The organism is Brenneria izadpanahii, assembly GCF_017569925.1.
GTDB classification, from domain to species: domain Bacteria; phylum Pseudomonadota; class Gammaproteobacteria; order Enterobacterales; family Enterobacteriaceae; genus Brenneria; species Brenneria izadpanahii.
Window position 1 is genome coordinate 4,129,449 of the sequence record NZ_CP050854.1, and the last position, 18,215, is coordinate 4,147,663.

At 51.9% G+C, this 18,215-nt stretch carries 16 protein-coding genes and 1 pseudogene; 4 read left to right on the plus strand and 13 right to left on the minus strand.

Annotated elements, in window-relative coordinates; all coding sequences use genetic code 11:
* Positions 1-121: 121 nt before the first annotated feature.
* From HC231_RS18430 to HC231_RS18440, 3 genes are read right to left on the minus strand one after another with little or no spacing between them, the layout of a single operon-like run.
* The gene (locus HC231_RS18430; protein WP_208228169.1) at positions 122-2,155 is read right to left on the minus strand and encodes a DNA topoisomerase III; all 2,034 of its coding nucleotides are present in this window, start codon (positions 2,153-2,155) and stop codon (positions 122-124) included.
* A 14-nt stretch (positions 2,156-2,169) separates the two neighbouring features.
* The gene (locus HC231_RS18435; RefSeq protein WP_009114263.1) at positions 2,170-2,736 is read right to left on the minus strand and encodes a hypothetical protein; all 567 of its coding nucleotides are present in this window, start codon (positions 2,734-2,736) and stop codon (positions 2,170-2,172) included.
* Complete coding sequence (locus HC231_RS18440) at positions 2,733-3,476, minus strand: PFL_4669 family integrating conjugative element protein (protein ID WP_208228170.1); 744 nt, start codon at positions 3,474-3,476, stop codon at positions 2,733-2,735. Before HC231_RS18440 ends, HC231_RS18435 begins: the two co-directional genes overlap by 4 nt.
* A gap of 716 nt (positions 3,477-4,192) precedes the next feature.
* Here HC231_RS18440 and HC231_RS18445 point away from each other — a divergent pair.
* Together HC231_RS18445 and HC231_RS18450 are read left to right on the plus strand one after the other, a co-directional pair.
* A pseudogene (locus tag HC231_RS18445) lies at positions 4,193-4,893 on the plus strand (hypothetical protein).
* Positions 4,890-5,324, plus strand: coding sequence for a hypothetical protein (locus HC231_RS18450; protein ID WP_208228171.1), 435 nt, complete (start codon positions 4,890-4,892; stop codon positions 5,322-5,324). Before HC231_RS18445 ends, HC231_RS18450 begins: the two are co-directional and overlap by 4 nt.
* 283 nt (positions 5,325-5,607) lie before the next feature.
* On the opposite strand, the gene HC231_RS18455 is transcribed toward HC231_RS18450, so the two are convergent.
* From HC231_RS18455 to HC231_RS18495, 9 genes are all read right to left on the minus strand, one after another.
* Positions 5,608-6,606, minus strand: coding sequence for an Abi family protein (locus tag HC231_RS18455; RefSeq protein ID WP_208228172.1), 999 nt, complete (start codon positions 6,604-6,606; stop codon positions 5,608-5,610).
* 378 nt (positions 6,607-6,984) lie between these two features.
* Entirely contained in the window at positions 6,985-8,265 is a 1,281-nt protein-coding gene (locus HC231_RS18460) for an STY4528 family pathogenicity island replication protein (RefSeq protein ID WP_208228173.1), read from the minus strand.
* Between the two features lie 139 nt (positions 8,266-8,404).
* On the minus strand, positions 8,405-8,668 hold the full coding sequence (locus HC231_RS18465) for a ParE family toxin-like protein (RefSeq protein ID WP_070082768.1): 264 nt from the start codon (positions 8,666-8,668) through the stop codon (positions 8,405-8,407).
* On the minus strand, positions 8,665-9,288 hold the full coding sequence (locus HC231_RS18470; RefSeq protein WP_070082767.1) for a DUF2857 domain-containing protein: 624 nt from the start codon (positions 9,286-9,288) through the stop codon (positions 8,665-8,667). The genes HC231_RS18465 and HC231_RS18470 overlap by 4 nt, the downstream gene beginning before the upstream one ends.
* Before the next feature lie 132 nt (positions 9,289-9,420).
* Positions 9,421-10,140 carry a DUF2786 domain-containing protein gene (locus HC231_RS18475; RefSeq protein ID WP_208228174.1) on the minus strand — a complete coding sequence of 240 codons (720 nt, stop codon included), beginning with the start codon at positions 10,138-10,140 and terminating at the stop codon, positions 9,421-9,423.
* On the minus strand, positions 10,137-11,903 hold the full coding sequence (locus tag HC231_RS18480; RefSeq protein WP_208228175.1) for a ParB family protein: 1,767 nt from the start codon (positions 11,901-11,903) through the stop codon (positions 10,137-10,139). Before HC231_RS18480 ends, HC231_RS18475 begins: the two co-directional genes overlap by 4 nt.
* 2 nt (positions 11,904-11,905) lie before the next feature.
* Positions 11,906-13,276, minus strand: a complete 1,371-nt coding sequence (dnaB-PI, locus tag HC231_RS18485; protein WP_425490409.1) for an SPI-7-type island replicative DNA helicase — start codon at positions 13,274-13,276, stop codon at positions 11,906-11,908.
* A complete protein-coding gene (locus HC231_RS18490; protein ID WP_208228177.1) occupies positions 13,269-13,823 on the minus strand; it encodes a hypothetical protein in 555 nt (184 codons plus the stop codon). Before HC231_RS18490 ends, dnaB-PI begins: the two co-directional genes overlap by 8 nt.
* Positions 13,820-14,746 carry a ParA family protein gene (locus HC231_RS18495; protein WP_208228178.1) on the minus strand — a complete coding sequence of 309 codons (927 nt, stop codon included), beginning with the start codon at positions 14,744-14,746 and terminating at the stop codon, positions 13,820-13,822. Before HC231_RS18495 ends, HC231_RS18490 begins: the two co-directional genes overlap by 4 nt.
* A 294-nt stretch (positions 14,747-15,040) precedes the next feature.
* Here HC231_RS18495 and HC231_RS18500 point away from each other — a divergent pair, with 294 nt between their 5' ends.
* Positions 15,041-16,300, plus strand: a complete 1,260-nt coding sequence (locus HC231_RS18500) for a tyrosine-type recombinase/integrase (protein ID WP_208228179.1) — start codon at positions 15,041-15,043, stop codon at positions 16,298-16,300.
* A 279-nt stretch (positions 16,301-16,579) separates the two neighbouring features.
* Here the strand turns inward: HC231_RS18500 and HC231_RS18505 are convergent, their stop codons facing one another.
* Complete coding sequence (locus tag HC231_RS18505; protein WP_208228180.1) at positions 16,580-17,452, minus strand: integrase domain-containing protein; 873 nt, start codon at positions 17,450-17,452, stop codon at positions 16,580-16,582.
* A gap of 481 nt (positions 17,453-17,933) precedes the next feature.
* Here HC231_RS18505 and HC231_RS18510 point away from each other — a divergent pair, with 481 nt between their 5' ends.
* On the plus strand, positions 17,934-18,140 hold the full coding sequence (locus HC231_RS18510) for a hypothetical protein (protein WP_208228181.1): 207 nt from the start codon (positions 17,934-17,936) through the stop codon (positions 18,138-18,140).
* Positions 18,141-18,215 lie beyond the last annotated feature (75 nt).

An 18,215-nucleotide genomic window follows, 5' to 3' on the forward strand; every position in this document is an offset into this window, starting at 1 on the left:
GACCGGACTGAAGTAGAAAAAAACCATGGAAGAATTTTCCTACCACCGCAGTCACGGGGTACCCTGCATCAAAGCCAGTTCACCTTAGCAAAAGTTTCCGCCATATACATCAGACAATCTCTTACTCCGATGCGGTTGCTTTATTTTTAGCCGCTGGTTTCCCTTTATATCGCTTACCGTTACGGTTGGTTTTAGCCCCAATATTGACAATGCCCTGGCAGGTCGGGTAATTGATACATCCCCAAAAAGCGCCACTGCCTTTCTTGCCCGCACGCCGGCGCATCGCTCCGCCACAGACAGGGCAAGGAGGAGATGGCGGCGCAGTGAACTTCACCGCCTGCGTTTTACCTTTCTCGACCAGATGCCCCGTCCACTGTGCCTGCCGCGACATAAACGTTTCCAGCGTCATCTGCCCCTGGGCAATCTCATCCAACGCCTGTTCCCATAGCGCCGTCATACCCGGATTTGTCAGCGCCGCCGGCAGGGCATCAATCAACTCGCCGGCAATCGGTGTGGAGAACAAGAATTTTCCTTTTTTCTCCAGGTATCCCCGCTTGAATAGCGTTTCCAGGATAGCGGCTCGCGTCGCTTCAGTTCCCAATCCGGCATTCTCTTTCAAAATTTTCTTAAGTTGAGGATCGCTGACGAATGCAGCTGCATTTTTCATCGCCGCAATCAACGTTCCATCAGTGAAGTGCGCTGGAGGCTTTGTTTGCAGGGTTTTAAGTTCAGCGCAGGCTACGGCACAGGCCTGTCCTTTAACAAGTGTCGGGAGACGGGCCTCATCATCGTCATTCTCCTTCGATTCACTGCCTTCATGCTGAAACAACGCTTTCCAGCCTGCTACGATCTCAACCTTACCGCGGGTACGAAACAGTTGGCCGCCAATATTGAAGGTTGCTTCAGTTACATCGACTTCATGGAGCGGCAGGAACTGCGCCAGGTAATGCTGTCGTATCAGTTGGTAGACCCTGAGCTCATCGGCAGACAACTTACTCAGGTAGAACGGCTGTTTTGTAGGAATAATACCGTGGTGAGCGGTGATTTTCTTATCGTTCCAGATCCGTGAAACGAAACCTGTATCGAGTTTAGCCACTGTCGCACTCAGTGTGGGGTCCGTTCGCGTAATGGCATCGAAGACCTGTGGGATTTCTTCACGCATTGACGTCGGCAGGTAACCGCAATCGGTGCGGGGATAGGTTGTCGCTTTGTGGGTTTCATACAACGATTGAGCAATGCTCAATACCTGGTTTGCGCTCATCCCCCATTGGCGAGAGCAGGCCTGTTGCAGTGTACCCAGATCAAAGGCCAGAGGAGCTGACGCTTTCTTACGCTCCGTCCCCACATCAAGCACCAGGGCGCTACCCGTTTGCTGGCAAAGTTGCAGCACGGCCTGCGCCACATTTTGCTGAATACAGCGTTTCTCCTCGTCACAGTAGTTGGCGGCGGGCACCCAGTTGGCAGGGAAATTGATCCCCTCCTTCTGCAACATAGCCTGTACCTGCCAGTGCGGTTTTGACACAAAACTGGCAATTTCACGGTCACGGTTCACGACCAGCGCCAACGCGGGAGTCTGCACCCGGCCGATCGACAAGACCTCGCCATACCCTTGTTCCCGGGCTTTCAGGGTATAAAGCCGGGTCAGGTTCATTCCCGTCATCCAGTCAGCCCGCGCTCGCGCCATGCCGGCATGGTAAAGCGCCGCCGTCTTTTCACCAGGCAGCTTATTCGCCAGAGCCTGGCGAATACTCGCCTCATCCAGCGCGGATAACCAGAGCCGCTGTACGGCCCCCGTAAAGTGGCAATACTCCAGCAGCTCGCGGGCGATGACCTCGCCTTCCCGATCGGCATCAGTGGCGATGACCACGGAGTCCACTTGCTTCAGAAGTGACCTGACAACGGCAAACTGATCCGCCGTATCTTTTTTAACGGTCATTTTCCACTGCGTCGGCACGATGGGCAGTACGGACTCGCGCCATGGGTTACCGTACTGTTCACCGTAGATCTCAGGTTGAGCCTGCTCTAATAGATGCCCTACAGCCCAGGTAACAATGACTCCGGGACCGGCAAGATAACCCTGCTTACGTTGGGTCGCCCCAAGGATGGCGCCGATATCCTTACCCTGGGACGGTTTCTCACAGAGATAGAGTTGCATCTGATCGCCTCCAGTCAGCTCACCTGACCGTTAGCAACCTGCTGCAGCTGCTTCATTAAGCGCCCCAAATACGCATCGGTCAGATGCGAACTATCCGGGGAACTGTAAGTCACCTTCAAACGACTGCCGGCACCTGATTTCTCGACTTCCAGCACCAGGCGATCGCTTCCTTTCCATTCCTGCCCCATTTTATAGTAGCTGCCCTTTACCGCTGACCATACGGAGTGAGCTTCATCAACAGAGCCGGCACTCCAGTCACCGTACTGATCACGCTTACGCAAACTTTCCAGCTCATCTGAAGAGATAAACTGATAATGACTTTTGAGGCGGGCCGCGGCGGTATCAACATCCACGGGAAGGGTATAAACATGGAGCACATTTTGACGCGGGCCGGTGTTTCCGGCTTTGGTCATCCATGGCATGTCACTGTCATTAGCACTATTAGCACTGCCGCCGGCCAGCGAATGGGCGGCATCACTGATTTTTTGATTCCACGCAGCGAGGTCGCTACCGGCGCAACCGCTTAAAATCAGCGCAGTGCAAAATAGAGCAGGCATTAACGCTTTCTTGTAAGGGCTCATGCATTGCCTCCTTTATCAGAGGAAGCATCAGCGGAGACAGTGACAGGATTACGTAACGGCGGTGAGAACATTGAACGTTTCACACCCGTTAAGATATCTGCATTCGGCTCACCTAACCGTTTGATCGCCTCAAGACCGGCAGGCGTTTGCAGACGAATATCATCGCGGGTCACGCTGACAGAATGATATTGTTGCACCACCCCGTACACCTGACGAACCCAGTGCCCTCCCTTACTCAGCAAATCATCGCGTTTCTGACGTGAAATCAAACCGTAATGCCAGGCCTGAAAAGCTTTCATCGCAAGCTGATCAAAACCCACCAGTAACCAGACACAACGGTAACCCAGGGGAGTTCGGCTGAATACACCGATATTTAAAGGCGAAACGGAGTAAACATCGGACATCGTGATCTGACCCGGCAAATCGGATAAGGTGTTTTCAAGCTCAGCAACCGCCTTTTGTAACCGTGCGGTTCCTCGCTCTATCGCCTGCTCCAATAACAACATCGCGTCGTCGGCATACGGGTTGTCACTATCCGAATCGGCATTGATTTTACCTGCCCTAGCGATGACCTGGGGCATGCTAACTATTTGAGGTTTTTTTGACTCTTTCTGACGTTGACGGCCTTCCCATAAAAGGATGGCATATTGGGTATGTAGCTGGACGGTTAAAGTCGACTTCAGTGCCCCCGCCTTTCCCCGTGCGGGAGTGTCCGGAGAATTGTTTGCTGTATCTGCCATATTAAGCATCCTTCTGTCTGCTGAGAGTATGTTTGGCTTGAAATAGTCTCGGCAGGGCCAGAAAGCAGCAATTCAAAACTCTTTTTGGTTTGTGAAGAGAAAGTGTAAAAGGCAGAGTGTTCATTTTTTAATCTTGTTGGCACTGCCAACAAGCTCACTTTTTAACCACCAATGAGTATCCTGAGTGACACAAGATACGTATTTAGTTCAGTATCCCGAGTAGCAGGCCGGAAAAACCTGCGACCTGCACGACTATCCAAAACGCTTTTTGGTGCGCGAAGAAAGAGTCCAGAAGGCAATATGCTCATTTTTTAATCTTGTTGGCACTGCCAACAAGCTCACTTTTTAACCACCAATGAGTATCCTGAGTGACACAAGATACGTATTTAGTTCAGTATCCCGCAGTAGCAGGCCGGAAAAACCTGCGACCTGCACGACTATTCAAAACGCTTTTTGGTGTGTGAAGAGAACCACACCCCGGCAGGGATCTGCATGAGATCATTCAGAAACGTTCCCAGGAAACGTGCATATCCCGTGCAACCTATTTTCGTCTGAAAAAGCATACCGATTGAGTTTGTAGCTTTTCCTGCCGTAGGAATTTATTCCCATATAAAAATTAATGCTAATGCATGCTAAAGTAGCATTGTTTTTATGGAGTTAACGGAAAATCACGGTCCAATGCCTGATGGCTGCCACCAAATGGAAGGGGAATAAGGATGAGTATAAGAAGCGAAATTATTGATGGCAACGAGGCCCAAAGAAGCACATACGGATTGATATATACGGAAGTATTGGGCTGGGTGGATCTCGGACATGCGCAGGGTATAGACATACGCAATTTGTGGGCGCAAATGCTGCGAGGTGAATCCCAAAGCGGGCCAACTTATGATGTGACATATAAACAATCGATGGCTGGCCTTAAACGTCGTCTGACGGTGGGTAAATCAATCACCTGGCGCCTAAAAAAAGGCCTGTCATATCATCAAAAGCAAAGCATTGCTCTTGCCATGATGATGACTGTAGCCCGAAGATTTGAGGGGCTCCAGGGCTCTTTCCCTTTCAACTGGGCTACAGATAGCGGGTTCAGCGGTGAAGACCTAGTATCGGACCTCCTCGGCTTTTACCGGGTTATGGCGTGTATGAACAACGTGTTCAGCTACCTGAAACCAGTAAGCAAAGAAGAGGCTTTAAAACGGTGGGACCATTACGGAAAAATAGGCTCGTGGAAAAATGAGACTTTCAAACCGCTGCTATTCCCAGACCCGGACCATTCCCCAACGGCAGGCCACATTTTGGGCAATTACCTAACTTCATGAGAACCGTCACTCCTTATAACAGGTGGACATCTGAGGATGTCGGTATTGTTGACCCTAACCGCAGCTTTATCCTTTTTGGCAGGGGAGAATCACGGACATGAAAAAGTCACTAAAAATTACACTGGCCATTCTGGTGGTATGCGTAATTGGTTTTTTATATGGCTTGCAATATCTCAAGATGGAATTCGCGGATGGTGCTGATTATACGGAACAGGATAAGCGGGAGTATGATTTTTATACTCCGAAATTGCTGAAAAATATGCCGCGCGTTAGCAACATCTACAACTTTCATTACAGCAATGTGTCCGGACCCAACCCCGCACTGATTTATCAGGCAAGATTTTCCGGCACAACGGATACTAGCGAAATTGACACCTACCTGGAAAAAAACGGGTATAAAAAAGGAGGAATGTGCAATACCAGCGGAGATTGCTGGATCGGCAAAGATCCCAATATAACCATATCGGTAGGTATCGAAGAAAACCCGAGCGCCATCCGTGTCGAGATGGTAGATAAGGCGGGATACCATTGAAGAGATTAGGCAAGAAATAGCGAAACACCAGCTAAGTAACCTTCACGAGCCCAGTTGGTCGGTGCTGGGTTTCTTAAAGAATGCTACAAACGAAAACCTTACTATAAACTACAACATCTGATTATTATATCCAATAAAAACAGGTAATTATGCTATTAGCGCGTTTTTTACATCATTGGACCTCAAACTCCAGAAAGAGTCCAGAAGGCAAGATGCTCATTTTTTAATCTTGCTGGCACTGCCAGCAAGGTCGTTTTTTAACCACCAAAGGCAGAATCTGAGCTCACATACGGATAAAATCAGGGCCAATAATGGCAATGATACGTGTACGATTTGTCAGTCTTACGATCTTTTGCTGGTTGAGTCCCCGTAACAATCTTCTGACTTCTTTACTCCGTCTGATATTCAGGCCGTTCGCCAGTTGTTTGCGACTAATGAAACTAAGCAGCCCCTCCTGAGTAGCCAGCGTTTCAAAACGAATATGGTGGCCTTCTGCCAGGAATGCGGAATGGCGTGCCGGGCTGAGCCAGTACAATGCCTCCAGCATATCATTCCAGGCTCTGCGCAGCAGTTGTAGTGAAGCATTCAGTCCGTACACCGGTCGGTTATAATCTGGCGCGCCGGTAAGTGGATTTTCTTCCTGAAATTTCCAGATGGCTTCATGGTGAGCAAGACGATTACGCAGATCACGTATACGAGTAAATTTTTTTTCCAGAATATGACGTCCCGTTCTGGCTGGTGCACCAGGGAAGACCTCCGGTAGCAACTGAGGCCACAGCAGCGAACGGTTTCGGGGCTCATTATAATTATTCGTCAGGAAATTGGTCCAGAAACCAAAATCCAGTCCAGAAATCACCCGTTCCGCAGTGGGTTGTTTACCTGCATCTCTGATCCGCTTTGATACCTTGCGAATGCAATCTTCTTCCCAGGCTGTTCTGTCATAAACAGGCTTTCCGTCACGATGCATAGTCTGACCACGGGCATTTTTCTTAAATCGTTTTCCCTGACGGATCCAGACCCTATCACCAATATAACGGGGCAAATCAAAGATCCAGTTGGCATCCGTGCGCCAATGTCCCACAGCCCCGGGCATAGGATGATGGCGAATGCTGTAATCGATGGCATTGCGCAGCGTCACTTCAAGACACTGCATAAGTGGCTGCATTGCACTGGCAATCGCCTTGTTCCAGTTATATCCACCCAGTTCTTCACCTGGCTTAAGCTTCAGCACATCGGCGTAAATTTTTAGCCGTTCAGCCGAGATATAATCTTCCAACTGCATTCTGCCCTCCCAGGCTCTTAGGTTGGAACAAAGTTGACATGCGTGTCAACTGCTGATAGATTTTCCACATCAAGGCGCGGATTTCTTCGGACCCGTGCGTATAAGTTAGTATCGGAAAAGCCACCTTAGGGTGGCTTTTCTCGTTCTGAGAGAAAATAGATCCCCGGCTGTCTATTCCGGGAAGAATCGCCTTCAAACTCTCCGCCAACTGATCAACTGGCAATACGCCCGTTCTGGCATAGAATAAAACAGAACAAATTAAGCTCACCAGTTCCAAAACGCAACGAACGGGAAGCTCTTCTGAGCGGAGTGCTCATTTTTTAATCTTGTTGGCACTGCCAACAAGATCATTTTTTATACAATCGTACCAAAACCCACTCATTTTCTAATTTTGGCTCGTGCCATTTCCTGACGTAATTTGGCCACAACACCACTGACATGTTCACGTGAGGCTGCTTGAGGACGAACGGGTTGCGTTGATGTTGACATGAGCGCCGAGCGTGATGCCAAACGCATTGCTTCAGGTTTGGCCGGGTGGGAAGATTTTCCTGCTGTGAACAATTCGCCATTCCGGGCGCGCTTTATCACCGTCAGCAGCCAGGCTGTCGGGTTATTCAGGTTTCCTCTGACCATCGTCTGAACAAGGCTATCCAACACTTGCCGGGCAGCCTCAGCAGGCAATGCGCAAAGCTGAGCGGTGATCTGTCGGCGATCTTCCTCAGCCATGCTGCGTTGCAGTTCGGCTGGTAGTTCTGGTACGTACGTTTTTTTATTCACACTGTGTGTGAAATTACGTACGTTACAGTTCGGTTTGGTTGAATCCTTGTAAGTAACTGATTCCAGAATGAGTTCGGAAAACGAACTCTGTATTTCATTACCCGTTTCATGACTGAGTTCGGTATCCGAACTGCGCTTAAATTGACTGAGTTCGGCATCCGAACCGGGGGGATTATTACCGGGTTCGGTTATAGAAACATGGGAAATAGACTCCCTGAGGGACACGCGGTTCGCCATCTGCTGAGGCGTTTGTGGCGCTCCCAATCGTTCAACGATAGCTGCCATCTGCGAATGCTGATGACGCATTGTCGGGTCATGTTGGATGTCGGACAACACTGACCAGGCCGTTTGATTCACTGTACGGTTTTTATGCTCACAGGCCGCAGCCAGCGTATCAAGCCAGGTCGGATCTAATGTCTCGGCATCACGGGCTGATAATGGTTCATCGTGTTGCGCATAGATGTTTCCCCGCACACGACCTTTATCGTCACGTACACGGCGACACAGGCTGAGCCAGCCGGTAAGGCGTAACATCAACAAAACGCGGCTAACGGTCTCACGGGATGCTTTGCCGTTAAATGGAGAAGCAAGCTGCAACTGTAATTCATCATAAGTCGGAAATACGGCCCCCTGATTCTGTTGCGCATACAGACGGATCATTATCCACGCCGTTTTATCCAGTGGCGATAAACGCGTGTCCAACAATAATCGGCGGGGTATGGAATCATGCACATTGCCCATATAGAGCAGGCCACTACGCAGATTCGTAACATCGGCGCTACCCGTGTGTTTTTCCGCGCTTATTCGCTCCGCCATTCGGGCATTCATTTGCGCCAGTGTAAAGGAGATCAGGCTATCATCAGGTATTCGAGTTGTAGTCATGGATTTAGCGGATCCTTAATCACGCGCCCTGCGCCAACAAATATGGCGAAGGAGTCAAACGGTAATCGTGCAGGCAATGCTGCACATGGCTAAAGGCACTCAGTCCTGTACCCGGTACCCAGGCACAGGGTGAATGTCGTCACTTCCAAATTTCATTGTTGTAGCGTTCGTGGGTGAGTAACTCCCAGTCTGCGCCACTGTTACGGCTTAACAGCCGCCAGGTGGCCCCGACATTAATCTTTATCCAGGCACGCCCGGGGGCGTGCTTACCTTTTACATGGATATTTTTGTAATTTCGCTCGCCGCGGCGAAACTGCTGAACCAGCGCTTTCGCTTTTTTCTGGCAAGATGGCGGCGCAGAACGAGGGACCTGTAAACCGGGCATCAAGATCATGGGCTTCATGCCGGCCTCCTCACCGTTCCTCTCTCGGCATGATTACGGACCGCCTGAATGGCTTTTTTGGCCGTGTTGGTATGAGGTACATCGAAGCCGCGTACCGCGTGCCACACAGCCGTAAGTGACACATCCATTTGCTCGGCGGCCAGCATCATGACATCCAGACCATCCGCGCTTGAGGGATCGTCAATGCCTGCCTTTTGCCACTGGCGCCACAGCGTCGCATTTTCTTCATCACTGAGTGCGGCGCAACGCCCCTGGCGGATACTGATACCGGTCATACGCCGACGCGCGGCGACTTCAACCGTCGTCAACCCAAAATAGTGCTGCATCATCTCAATAGAACCCCCCAGCGCCAGGGCACGGTCAATACGTTGCATGCGTTGTTGCTCGCGACGCGCATGCTGCAGCATCAATGAGAAGTTTTCATGGTGGATTTGAAATGTCAGTACCGATACCGGGCTGTTCAGCAGATAATGCAGATCTTCAACAGTCAAACCATGCAGCAGTTGCATTTCCTCTGTTGTCAGTCCCAGAGACTCACAACGGCGTATATAGCCGGACTTCAACTCCATAACCAACTGCGTTAACAAGCTGTTGGTCGCCTGAGATAAGCTGTTACTCATCGTTGGTTCCCCCCAGATATTCAGCCACCGGGCTCAAAGCAGTGAATGGCAAAAAAATAAAGCGGTAAGATAAGCAGGTCAGAAAAACAGGAGCCAGGGAAGGGTTACCCGTTGGCGATAATTGAATGCGCATCACTGAACCTCCCGGCGATGACCAAGCGCGGCAGGCCCGGTTCCCTGTACACCGTGATGCAACCGGGCGTTCTGTCCGGCCTCATACCCCTGCCGTCGGGCAATATCGTCACCGCGACATGTCTTGAGTGCGCGTGTTTGTAACTCGCCCATTCTCTGATTCTCCATCCATGACACCATCAACTGGTGCTCCTGTTCAGAAACCCGAAACGTTGTAATGACCTGCCGAACGCCCAGAACCCATCCGGCCCGAAACTGCTCCGCTCTCGCACGGCGCGTAGTCAGTTTCAAATGCTTGTTCTGGGTTTTCAAATAGGCTGAAGTGGCATCTTTCAACTGACGGCTAAGCACATCAAACGCATAAGCGGCAACAGCCGGGCGTCCGCTAAAGCCATAGAACGTCACATTACGGCGATACCCGGACGGGGTTTCTCGCCAGGAGAAATACAGGCGGCACCCAAAGGCATGGCAAACGGCCCATGCCAGACTGGACATCCACTCGGGGAGTTTGCTCTTAGCCTCTGACGGCGCGCCCTGACTTGGGGCCTGCTGTATTGATGAAAGACTCGCATCCAGCTCGCTGATACCGTATTTTTCCATCAGTTTTTGCGCCCGGGCCAACGCCAGACCAGCCTCATGGGCATTGCTGTTGCTACGAGCCAGTTCAAGAAGTTTACGAACCAGTTTCACCAAGCGTTCTTGTCGTTGTGAAGAACTCATCGGTCATTCTCCTCTGTTGCAGGTACGTCACGCTGCAGCTCGCGCAGACGACGCATAACCCGGATAAGGCGCATCAGCTTGACGGCGTGAATGTCGTCAAGCAGCGGTAAGTCAGCAGCCCTCTCCGTTCCGATTAACACATCGCCCAGTGAACAACCGTCATGGTCGGTGTTGTCGGCGCCGGCAAGAGAGAGCAGAAAAACAGTAAAAGGGGAAGGTTGTTCAATACGCCCTGCCGCCAGATGCCGATCGGCCAGCTCATAGCCGGCCGCGTACAATCCGGATCTGTCAGCTTTGATTTCAGCTTCGCACCCCGCGACTTCGGCCAGTTCGAAAGCCAGACGGAACGTCATTACCTGCAGATGTTCAATATCATCCTGCAGTGTTGGAATAGCCCAGATAGTGCCGACAGGCTCCAGACCCACTTCAGCAAAAGCAACCTCAGAATGTTCGGTATTATCTTGTTGTGGCGCCATGACCAAATGCGGGGGCTGGAATGGAGAACGCGTTAATACCTCATCGTTGTCCGGTAAAGGGGCACTCCCAGAGGCACTTTCGGTTTCACCAGAGAGTATCGCTGGCGCACCGTATAAATCAGGCTGGGTCTCTACACGCGTCGTATTGAAAGAAGGAGCCGTTTTCTCTTCCTGCGGTTCCTCCGAAGCGTTGTCCTGCTTACCATCTGAATCAAACAAAGCGCTGGCCAGGGCTGTCGGCGCAATATTCTGATCGCCCAGATGTTCTACGCCCGGCGATAATTGACTGTTTTTCTCCTCAGGAGATCCCTCTGACGGCAAGGAACCATCAATTTCTAAAGATTGTACCGATAATGATGTTGGTTCCCCCAAATGCTTACGCCGATTTTGTTCCTTTGGATCGAGCTCCAGTAACCAACGGTCATAGTTAAGTGAGGGATGTGGCAGTGCTTCTACGAGAGCACCAATCAGCTCGTCACGGAACATATCCAGTGAATACATTTCAGGAGCGTCGAAATGACGGCAAACGGCAGCAAATACTTCATCAAAAGAGCGCATTGTGGAAACATCATTAGCAAAGAGTTTCCAGGTTTTTTCAGCGTCACTACGCAGGGAAAGCAACTGCCTGATTTGCGGCGCCCCCAGCCCTGACTCAAGTAGTACCGGCATGGATGGATACAGATACTTCACCGTATCTTCCATTCGGCTGATCCCCGAGAAATGTACTGGATAACCTTCCGCAGCAAGTAATGAAGAAAGCTCCCGGAGAGTGACGCATTTACCCAATTGCTCTTCATAAATAGAGCGAGCCTTTCTGATACCTAGCGCTTTTTCAATGAAACTCAAGTCGCCACGCACGTCATTTTCGGCCAGATGTCCAATGACACAGGACAAACGGCCCGGCCACGGTTTGAACAAACAAGGAAAACGGTAAAAACGCTCTTCCCCGGTTTCCTGCCACAGTTCGCACAGGATTTGGTAGCGAGTGTTGCCACCATCACTAAAGATATAAACCTGCGAACCGGCTTCCGGATCCCGGGTAACTTTTGGCACAGTGTCCAACCCTCTGGCCTGAATAGAAGCTTTGATTTCCTCATATTTAGGGTTACGGGAAGTTCGGGGATTGTCTGGGTTAGGTGCCAATTCATCCAAAGTCAGCACCATCGGCAGTTCACTAACAGGAAGCGGAGTGACTGAGGTTGTTTCAGGCTGCGTGCCCAACGCGGTTTTACCCTGTTGCAATAATGCGCTGCTAAGATCGAGTACCTTGTTTTTTGAACGCGCCATGCTCATGCCCTCCCTGCGCCAACATATTGCCCGTCAGGAAGATCGCTGAAAGCGGTATATTGCCCTTCAAACTTAACGCGGATGGTGCCTGTAGCTCCCTGGCGCTGTTTGCCAATGATGATTTCGGCAATACCCATATCCTGCGTATCGGCGTTATACACCTCGTCGCGGTAAACAAAAGCAATGACGTCAGCATCCTGCTCCAGCGCGCCAGAATCACGAAGGTCGCCGTTAAACGGGCGTTTATCCGCCCGGCTCTCCAATTGACGGTTCAGTTGAGACAACGCTACCACCGGGCAGTCAAGCTCTTTGGCCAACGCTTTAAGACTCCGTGAGATCTCAGAGATTTCCTGTGTACGGTTTTCCTGACCTGGGCAACGCATCAGTTGCAGATAGTCCACCATGATGAGGCCCGGCCGGCCATAAAGGCGGGTATAGCGTCGTGCGCGTGAACGCAGCAAGGCCGGCGTCTGGTAGCTTTCATCATCAATGATTAAGCGATCTTCCCAGGGCGTCATTTCCGCGACAGCCTGGCTGATCCGCGCCCAGTCTTCATCATCCAGTTGACCATTGCGCAGCCGCGCTAACGCTACCCGTCCCAGCATCGAAACAAGCCGTTGCAGCAACTGCGCTCGCGGCATCTCAAGGCTAAAACAGAATGCCGGCTTACTGGCGTCCCGAAGGGCGCCGACGCAGAATGAGAGCCCCAGAGAGGTTTTCCCCATGGAAGGACGTGCAGCGAGTAAAATGAGATCGCCGCCCTGCAAGCCACAGGTAATCGCATCCAGTCTGGCGAAACCGGTCGGCGTTCCGGTAATGCCATTCCCCCCGTTAACCATTTCCAGATGACTGGCCAGCGATTCAAGACCGGCAATCAGACTCACATTTTGCTGCGTTTGTGTCTGTTCTGACAGTTGGAACAATTGCTGTTCCGCCCGTTCGGTCAGTACGGCCGCATCGGCACGGGGAACTACTGCTTCGACGCTTAATTCACGCCCTAACTGGAGAAGTCCACGCAGCCTGCTGCGCTCAGCAACAATATTGGCATAGGCAACAATGTTGGCCGCACTCGGCGTGTTTTTCGCCATTTCAGCCAGATAGGCAAATCCACCAACCGATTCAAGAGCTGTGTTTTGCTCCAACGAATCGGATAAAGTAATCAGATCGATTGGCTGCTGGCTGGCCATAAGTTGCCCCATCGCCTGAAAAATCCGGCGGTGTGCCGGCAGATAAAAATCGGTATCCCGGATCAGCGGCAGCACATCATCCCAGCGATCATTATCCAGCATTAACCCGCCGATCACAGCTTGCTCGGCATCAGCGGAATAAGGTACGTTTACGGTTTGTTCTGACACGGCTCGCCCCTTAGTCATGATCATCAGTGAGTGGATGATTCAGAAAAAAATCACAAGACGAACACACACCTAACCCTGTTTCACGGTTGACTTTGAGCCAGTAACAAAGGTTTCGGTTTTCGTCGACACAGGCATGGCTGTCTGTACAACCACACCCGACACAAGTGGCTTCCTGCTCAACCGCTACCGATAAGGCGCCAATTTCATGAAGCGCTGTAGTTAATATTGCGCGTAGCGCCGCTGAGGCGACCAGGATGAGGGGAGCATTATCATAGATTGCGCCTCCTCCAGCCTGATGGCTCCAGCCGATTTCTAGCAGAGGGGCTCCAGGGGAAGAAAACTCGCCCAGCGCCTGCTCGCGGAGTTCTTCTTCGCTATCAAGGTTATAGAAATCAATAAATCCGCGGGAAACACCCCATTCCAAAGACAATCGCTGGTATAACAACTCTTTGGCGGTTTCGTAATCGGGAGCGTCAACAAACGCAAAAATCTCTTCACATAAGCGAAGGGGATCTGTACTGCTGGCAACGGCACGCCACAACCGGTTTTGGTTATTTTTGCTCATGCCTGCACCTCCTTGTTTCCCATCAGAAGTGCGTCAAAGTCAGGCTTCCAATACGGAAATAACTCGCAGGCCAGATTATGCATAGTAACAGCAGCGGCCTGAGTGGATGTGCGTGTCGTCGTTCTTTCAAGACGGTGAACCGGCTGGCCGCAGGCGTGCCCCATCTTGTAGATTTCTAATTTTGGGATCAGGGTATTGAGGAGAGATACGTTGAATTGATCTGCACGAGTGTATAGGCCGTTGGCGATAATGTTGTTCAGGCTTTCCAGCGTTTGCTGGTCAAGGTTCGTGAACTCCATGCAGTTTGTCAGAATACGAATGTGTGGCAACGAAATACCGTAGCAAGTCAACGGTAATAGCCCTTCCATCAATCCCAACGTACCACGCAAGAACTCACGAGTGTCCGGCAGTATAGGTTTAATCACACCGACGGCAAATTCGGTGCTGGCCAGCAATATGAGTTCTAACATCACTGAAGCCGCACCTTTAGAATCGATGATAATGACGTCATAGCGCTGAAACAGAGGATGCTGCAGCACATTGCGCAGACGCATACGACCATCAGGCGCGTGAAGCATGGAAGAAGACAGGCGGTCATGCGGATCGTTAGAAACAATAATGTCCAGATTTGGGATGACTGACCGTGAAACGATATTCTCAGGCTGATTGAGATCGACTGACTTCATCAACAATTCGTACAGGCCGCTGGGTGCCTCGTATTCCAGGGCGAATATACTACTTGCTGTAGGTTGAGAGTGATCACCATCAATGAGGAGAGTCTTTTTGCCCGCATCCGCCAGAAAACCGGCGAGGTTGGCACTTTGTGTCGATTTTCCTTCGCCGCCTTTGGTTGAGACCATAGGGACGATTTGCGGCCGGGTACTGACGGAAGCTTCAGTGGCTTTAGTAACGATATTTTCCATGTGTACACTCGAATAAATTATTCGATGCGTACAGGGTCTACGGTACTCTACACACTGCGATATATTAACTTGCTTACAAAGAGAGGATTGAAAATCCTCGTGTCCTTGGTTCGATTCCGAGTCCGGCACCATAATTTAGTTTCAGGATGTCCTTATGCGTCCGTAAACGTTAAAAAATCAGTAAGTTAAAAAAAATCTGGAGTACCAATGGGTACTACCAGATTTTTTGACATCCGTAGTTTTTGGGGGCTTAATTGGGGGCCTGCCGGTTCGATAAACTATGGAGCCCCCATCATGCCTCTGACTGATACCGCCATCCGCAACGCCAAGCCGCTCGATAAACCTTACAAACTCAGCGACGCGCAGGGCTTATACCTGCTGATCAAACCCAACGGTTCCAAGCTCTGGCATCTTAAGTACCGCTTCGGCGGCAAGGAGAAAAAGCTGGCGTTTGGCGCTTACCCCACTGTCACGCTGGCAAATGCCCGTAAGCTACGCGAGGAAGCCCGTGCGGTACTCAGTGCAGGCGACGATCCCGGCGTAAAAAAACAGCAGGACAAGCAGGCGAGAAAAAACGGCAATACCTTTGAAGAGATCGCCCGCAAGTGGGTGGCGGGTAATATCCGTTGGACTGAAGCCCATGCCGCCAAAGCCCTGCGCTCGCTGGAACTGCACGTCTTTCCGCTGATCGGTAAATTCCCCGTTACCGGCCTGAAAACGGCCGATCTGCTAATCCCGCTGCGGGTGGCGGAGAGAAAAGGCAATCTGGAAACCGCCGCGCGGATACAGCAGCGCACCACGGCGATCATGCGCTATGCGGTACAGGAAGGACTCATCGCCAGCAACCCCGCCAACGATCTGGCCGGAGCCATTGCGCCGCCGCCAAAAAACCACTACCCCGCCCTACCGCTGGAGAAGCTGCCGGAGATGGTGGAACGGATCGAAGGCTATTCCGGCAGATTACTAACCCGGCTGGCAGTGCAGCTTAACCTGCTGATCTTTATTCGCTCCAGCGAGCTACGCTTTGCCCGCTGGACGGAGATCGATCTGGATGGCGCAATGTGGACCATCCCCGCGCAACGTGAACCCATTCCGGGCGTGCGTTATTCAGAGCGCGGCGCGAAGATGAAAACACCGCATCTGGTGCCGCTGTCAACACAGACGGTAACTGTACTGAAGCAGCTAAAACTGCTGTCCGGTAGCAGTGAGTTGCTGTTTCCCGGCGACCACGATCCGCGTAAACCGATGAGCGAAAACACCATCAACAAGGCGCTGCGCACGATGGGCTATGACACGCAGGTGGACGTTTGCGGTCATGGTTTCCGCACGATGGCCTGTAGCGCGCTGATTGAGTCCGGTCGCTGGTCAAAAGACGCCGTGGAGCGGCAGATGAGCCATCAGGAGCGCAACCACGTCCGCGCCGCCTATATCCACAAAGCGGAGCACCTCGACGAACGCACGCAGATGATGCAATGGTGGTCAGACTATCTCGACGCCTGCCGGCAGAAATTCATCCCGGCTTACCGTTTTGAGAGGCATATTCAGGTTGCCTGAACCCGCGACTGATTGACGCCGAAAAGCAGATCTTTGCGCCAGTGGATCTGCTTTTTTATTTGCACCAGCGCAGGGGCCCATATCACTGCACCCGTTCACCGACGCCGGGAAAATCGCAGGACTGCACCAGATTCCCCGCCGAACAAATTCGAACTGCGCCAGTGTTGGCCTTTTCAGCCCTTTGGCCCTTTCCGGTTTGGCGCTGTTACCCTTAGACCCCCTTTACCCTTTCGGCCTTTTCCCTTTTGACTGCACCAGATACAGGAATTATCCTTCGTTTCAACGCCCATAGACCTGCGCCACATAGCGCCCGCGCCCGTCGCCGTGGCCCAGATCCATCGCCGTCAGCGCCAGCGCCTCTTTTTCACTGAATCCCTGCGCCAAATAATAGCGAATAGCATCCTGCGCCCAGGCGTAACGCAATGAATGCGGAGAATATGCGCCGGTCAAGCCGATACGCGAAGCCTGACCGTGCCAATATTTCATCGCGCTTTTCAGGTCGGGCTTATCAATCAGCCTGCCGTTGCGGCTCTCTGCCACAGCCAGCGCATTTTCCAGCGCTTTTCTGACTGCGCCAGCATCCAGAATTATTGTCTCGCGAGGCCGTCCGCCTTTGGTTCCAAAAACGATGGTCAGCCGGGACTCACCACGCTCCAGCGCCTGTTTCCACGTTCTGAGCGACTGCGCACACTGCACCGCTTCCTGTGAACGCAGTCCCATCAACCTTGATAATTCCAACGCCGCCGCCATTCCCGCGTCTTTTGCGCGAGCGGTTTCCAGCACCTGCTGATAATGCTCCGCCGTTATAGCCTGCCGAGTACCATTACGGGATGCGCCGGATAAGCCGAGCGATTTATTGGACAGCCGTTCACTGGCTGCTAACCGATCACGCCCGGACTGCTTCAGCAGACAGCGGAGCGCCGCCATTTCGTTTTGCAGGCTGCGTTTCGTTATGCCTTGTTCCAACCGTTCACGAACGTAACTCTCAATATGCCGCGCTTTCAGTTGCCCCACCCGTCGGATCTGCACATTTTGCGCCACCACCAGACGGCCACAAAAGCGCTGCGCCAGCCTAATACGGTCATGAACGGTTTTATGACTGCCGCCCGCCTGCCGCGCCAGCGTTTTCATTTTCTGCTCCAGAATGCCCATTTTCGCTTTCCCCTTTTCATGATTGCCGCAACTCCAAAATCTGATACAACCTTCCCCGGCGCGTGGGCCGATAGCCCTGAATGGTGGTCGGGCTGCGAACGATACCTGAGCGCCGGGGCGGCAGCCGTTGAGGTGTTGCGGGGCTTCGGTGGTGCTCTCTGAGCAGCCGCCGCTTGCGCGGGTAATCCCCCGGATCGCCCTGATCCCCCTCCGGTATCGGTTCAAGTTCTCCTGTGAGTGAAAGTGGGTGGAATCACGGTGTCAGAATCCCGCCATAAGCTGGCGCAGTGACGTTCTCTGGCGCAGGACTGAAGGGCTGGTGCGTCACTTTCCCGCTCGGCGCGGTTAAAGTGACGCACTGGACTGGCGCAGTGATTGAAAATTGAAATTCTGGTGCAGGATTGCGGTCACACGGCAGCAAAGCAGCTATCGTTGCAGGACACAGTCCGTCACGTTTATAGACTGGTGCAGAGAGTGAAGGATGACCTTAACCATCAGTAAGATGGCCCGGCGGTTTGCAAAGGTAGCTGCCGGTAAAGGGACGACCATCCTGATTCATCAGGCGCTTCTCTCAGGTCGTGAAGCATTTTGTGCAGGTGAAAACTTACACCCGTGGCAACAAGGCAGAAAGGGAAAACTGTTTTTTGCTTTTACACAGTTGTTTGTTGATTTCTTCGCCATTTTATGAATGTAAAGCTGCCGCGCTTCGCTTGCCTTCTCCCGTCCTGTTATCCGCGTTCGCCGATAACAGGACGGGAGAGAT